Annotated in this window: 5 protein-coding genes; 2 read left to right on the forward strand and 3 right to left on the reverse strand. The window is 71.4% G+C overall.

From position 1 onward, the window contains the following. Nucleotides 1-60 precede the first annotated feature (60 nt). Nucleotides 61-1,149 carry a CobW family GTP-binding protein gene (locus BLW43_RS22350; RefSeq protein WP_093257088.1) on the forward strand — a complete coding sequence of 363 codons (1,089 nt, stop codon included), beginning with the start codon at nt 61-63 and terminating at the stop codon, nt 1,147-1,149. Beyond that, nucleotides 1,146-1,448, forward strand: coding sequence for a DUF6525 family protein (locus BLW43_RS22355; RefSeq protein WP_175479069.1), 303 nt, complete (start codon nt 1,146-1,148; stop codon nt 1,446-1,448). Before BLW43_RS22350 ends, BLW43_RS22355 begins: the two co-directional genes overlap by 4 nt. Here BLW43_RS22355 and BLW43_RS22360 read toward each other — a convergent pair. From BLW43_RS22360 to BLW43_RS22370, 3 genes are all read right to left on the reverse strand, one after another. Continuing rightward, entirely contained in the window at nt 1,418-2,485 is a 1,068-nt protein-coding gene (locus tag BLW43_RS22360; RefSeq protein ID WP_245731178.1) for a CobW family GTP-binding protein, read from the reverse strand. The two genes, BLW43_RS22355 and BLW43_RS22360, sit on opposite strands and share 31 nt — an antisense overlap. Before the next feature lie 16 nt (nt 2,486-2,501). Beyond that, complete coding sequence (locus BLW43_RS22365) at nt 2,502-3,686, reverse strand: metallochaperone AztD (RefSeq protein WP_175479070.1); 1,185 nt, start codon at nt 3,684-3,686, stop codon at nt 2,502-2,504. Nucleotides 3,687-3,702: 16 nt separating this feature from the next. After that, on the reverse strand, nt 3,703-4,512 hold an 810-nt coding region (locus BLW43_RS22370), incomplete at its 5' end, for a zinc-binding dehydrogenase (RefSeq protein ID WP_093257091.1).

A 4,512-nucleotide genomic window follows, 5' to 3' on the forward strand; every position in this document is an offset into this window, starting at 1 on the left:
GATCGTCCTTGTTCGTGATGTTATATGATTACATAACGCGTGAAAAGGAAAGGACACGCCGTGGCCGACCTCGACCGCATCCCCGTCACGCTGCTCACCGGCTTCCTCGGCGCCGGCAAGTCGACGCTGCTGAGCGCGATCCTGCGCGACCCGCGGTTCAGCGACACCGCCGTGGTGGTGAACGAGTTCGGCGAGGTCGGGCTCGACGGCGCGCTGATCGCGCACGCGCCCGAGCAGATCGTGGAGACCACGACCGGCTGCCTGTGCTGCACGGTGCGCGGCGACATCAGCGCGACGCTGCTGCGGCTGCACGCCGACATGACGGAGGGGCGCAACGGCGGCTTCGCGCGGCTGGTGATCGAGACGACGGGCCTCGCCGATCCCGCGCCGCCGATCCAGACGCTGATCGCCGACCCCAGGCTCGTGCAGCGTTTCGCGCTGGCGGGTGTCGTGACGGCGCTCGACGCGGTCAACGGCGACGCGACGCTCGACCGCCATGCCGAGGCCGTGCGGCAGGTGGCGGTCGCGGACCGGATCGTGCTGACCAAGACCGACCTCGCCCGCGACCCGGCCTCCCGGCGCGACGTGGCGACGCTGGCGGCGCGGGCGCAAGGGCTGGCGCCGGGCGCTGCGGTGATCGACCGCGCCGATCCGGGCTTCGACCTGCGGCGGCTGTTCGACATGACGGCGTTCGACCCCGCGGCGAAGCGCATGGACGTGCGGGCGTGGCTGAACGCCGAGGCGCTGGCGAACGGCGCGCATGACCACGCGCACGACCACCACCATCACCACCATCATCACGACGTGTCCCGCCACGGCCCCGACATCCGGGCGTTCTGCGTCACGCTGGACGCGCCATTGCCGACCATGGCCTTCACGACGGCGCTGGAGCTGCTGATCGCCAATCAGGGCCCGGCGCTGCTGCGCGTGAAGGGCCTCGTCTGCCTCGCCGAGAAGCCGGAGCGTCCCGTGGTCATCCACGGCGTGCAGCATGTCTTTCATGACCCGATGATCCTCGACGCCTGGCCCGACGACGACCGCCGCACCCGGCTCGTCTTCATCACCCAGGGCGTCGGCCGGGGGCCGGTCGAGGACTTCCTGCGGGCCTGGGCCGGCGCGGGCGTCGCGGTCGGAGAGGCGCTGGCGTGAGGCGCAACCTCGCGACCCGGCTGCGCCGCCGCGCGTCGCGCAACCCGATGCGCGACTACGATCGCGCCCCGCCCCCGCTTCGGGCTTGGCTCGCCGACGCGATCCTGCCCTGGTCCCCGAAGTCGGCCCTGCGCGTCTACGAGCGCGCGCTCGGCCGCAGCGGCGGCGACATCGCGGCGGCGCTGACTGAGCTCGACCGGCGCGAGACCGCGCTGGTTGCGCGCGATCCGCTATGGCGAGACGCATGCGCGTCGGTCATGCCGAGCGGTCAAGACGCCGCCAAGGCAGGGCGGCTCTGAAGGTAGGCGACGCTGTCGGCCAACAACCCGTCGGGCATGTCGCGCGCGATGACCACGATGCGGGAGCGCCGGTCCGCGGACGGCCAGCGCTTCAGCCGCTCCGGCGGATGCAGCACGTGCTGCACACCATGCAGGACAATGGGCGCAGCCTCGCCCTCCAGGGCGACGATGGCCTTCAGGCGCAGGATGTTGGGCGCGGCCAGCGCCGCAAGCGTCTCGAACCACAGCTCGAAGATCGCCGGGTGGACCGGCGCATCGAACGCCGTGGCCACCGACGAGATGCGCGCGTCGTGCGACCCTCGCGCCTGCGGCAGCAGCGCCGCGGTCGGCGCGCGGGCTGCGAACGCCGAGAGAGGCGGCAGCCCCGCCGCTAGCGACACTGTCGGGAACACCAGGGAGGGACCCGTGGCGGCGCGCAGGCCAGGCCCCGTCACCGCGGACGGGTCGATGCGCCCCCGATCTGCGCGCAGGATGGTTGCTGCGGGGTTGATCGCGGCCAGCCGCGCCTCGAAGGCCGACAGGCGGACGGCGGTGACGAGGTCGCCCTTGGTGATCACCAGCCGGTCCGCGACGGCGATCTGGCTGACGGCCTCGAAATGGCGGTCGAGCGTGGCCGGACCCGCGGCGGCGTCGGCGACGGTGACCACCGCCTCCAGCGAGAACGCGCCGGCGATGCGCGGCTCGCTCAGCAGGGTCTGCTGGATCGGGCCCGGATCGGCGAGCCCGGTGGTCTCGATCACCACCCGGTCGAAGGCGATCTCGCCTGCGGCGCGGCGGCGCCACAGGCCCGCCATGGCCGCGGCGAGATCGCCCCTGATCGTGCAGCAGAGACAGCCCGAGCGCATCAGCGTGACGGTTTCGCTGGCGGCCTCGATCAGGTCGTGGTCGAGGCCGATGTCGCCGAACTCGTTCACAATGACCGCTGCGCCCGCCATGGAGGGCGCGCGCAGCAGATGGTTCAGCAGCGTGGTCTTGCCCGCGCCCAGAAAGCCGGTCAGGAGCGTGACCGGCAGCCGGTCGGGCTCGAGCGTGAACACGGGGTCCCGCGCCGCGTCAGTGGCCGTGCGGCGCGCCGCCGACGGCGACGAGCGCGAACGGTTTGCCGGGGACGGCGATGGTCGCGGTCTCCACGAAGCTTTCGGCGTCCACCACCCGTAGAACGCCCTTGAGCGGATCGCTCACCACGATCGCATCGCCCGCGACCGCGATGCGCGGCCGGGGATCGGACCAGTGGCCGTCCATGCTGTAGGGCTCGGTCAGCGGCAGGCTGGCGACGATCTCGGCGTTCAGAACGTCGAACCGGTGAAGCGCGCCGTCCTCGGTGAAGACGTAGGCGAAGCGCGGCCGTTCGGGGTCGGCGGCGAAGTGGACGCGCCGAACAGGCAGCCTCGCATGGTCGAACGCGCCCTCCCAGGCGTCGATGCTCACCAGACCGTCGCGCCCCCAGTTGCCGACGAACCAGCGCACCGTGTCGTTGCCGATGAGCGTCGTCGTCTTCCCCTCAGGCATGCCGGCCGGATAGGGAACGAAGACGACGGCTGGCCCGGCGTCGCCCGGCTCGATGCGCAGCACCCCGGTCGCGCAGGCGATGACGACGGCCGATCCGGCCGACGCCTCGCCGTGCAGGTCCGGACAGGCGTGCAGCTCGCCCACCACCGCGCCGCCCGCGTCGCGCACCTCGACACCGATGGGCAGCTTCGTCGGGTCTTCGGGATGGGGCACGGAGACGATGAGGTGCGCGCCCATGGTCACCGCTACGCCGTGATGCGGCGCGGCGGTCGCCACCTCCGTCGCCGTCGGATCGCCCGCCAGCAGCGCGGCCTCCGTCACGATCCGGACCACGCCCTCGTCGTCGAAGAACACCGCCGTGCGCCCGTCGTGCTCCACCACATGAACGGGCTTGGCCCCCTCGATGCGCGCCTCGAGCAGCCGCGGCGCGGTGAGCGTCACGTCGTCGTGGTCGCCGTGCTCCTCGCGCGCGACGCCGGTGTCGATGACGGCGACGGCGCCGCCGTCGCGTTGCGCGGCGTAGACCAGCCGCCCTGAGGACGACAGTCTCAGCGCGGCGGGCGCCGACAAGGTGAACGCCTCGATCACCTTGGCGTGCTCCAGATCGACGGCGCGCACGACCGGATCGGCATGGTCGGCGACGAACAGACGCCAGACTTCGTCATGGTCCTGCGCCGCCACGGGTCCGGCGACCAGCGTGGCCACGAGCAGTCGAGCGATGGTGTTCATCGGATGGCCTTTCTGCTCATGCCGGGACGATCACGCCCGGCAGCGAGTTCACCGTCATGGTCTCGTCGGGTTGGAAGTGGATGACGGATCGGATCGACTGGCCGGCCTTCAGCAGGTCGAAGGCGGTGTTGATCTGGCCGTGGGTCATGTGGTGGGTGATGTAGGGATCGACGCTGAAATCGCCCCGCAGCCACTCGTCCACCATGCCCGGCAACTGGCTCCGCCCCTTCACGCCGCCGAACGCCGTGCCTCGCCAGACGCGACCCGTCACCAGCTGGAACGGCCGGGTCGAGATCTCCTGCCCGGCGCCCGCCACGCCAATCACGGTGCACTCGCCCCAGCCCTTGTGGCAGGCCTCCAGCGCCGCGCGCATGACATGGACGTTGCCGATCGCCTCGAAGGTGTAGTCGAGCCCGCCGCCGGTCATCTCGACCAGCACCTCCTGGATCGGCTGCGCGTGGTCCTTCGGGTTCACGCATTCGGTCGCGCCGAGCGCCATCGCCAGCGGGAACTTCGCCGGGTTGGTGTCGATGCCGATGATGCGCGACGCGCCGTTCATCACCGCGCCCTGGATCACCGCCATGCCGACCGCGCCGAGGCCGAAGACCGCCACCGTCGCGCCCGCCTCGACCTTGGCGGTGTTGCGCACAGCGCCCATGCCGGTCGGCACCGCGCAGCCCATCACCGAGGCCTTGGAGAGCGGCGCCTCGGGGTTGATCTTCGCCACCGAAATCTCCGGCAGCACCGTGTATTCGCTGAAGGTGCTGGTGCCCATGTAGTGCAGGATCGGCTTGCCCTTGTGGCTGAAGCGCGACGTGCCGTCTGG

The organism is Rubrimonas cliftonensis, from assembly GCF_900107585.1.
In the GTDB taxonomy this organism is placed as follows: domain Bacteria; phylum Pseudomonadota; class Alphaproteobacteria; order Rhodobacterales; family Rhodobacteraceae; genus Rubrimonas; species Rubrimonas cliftonensis.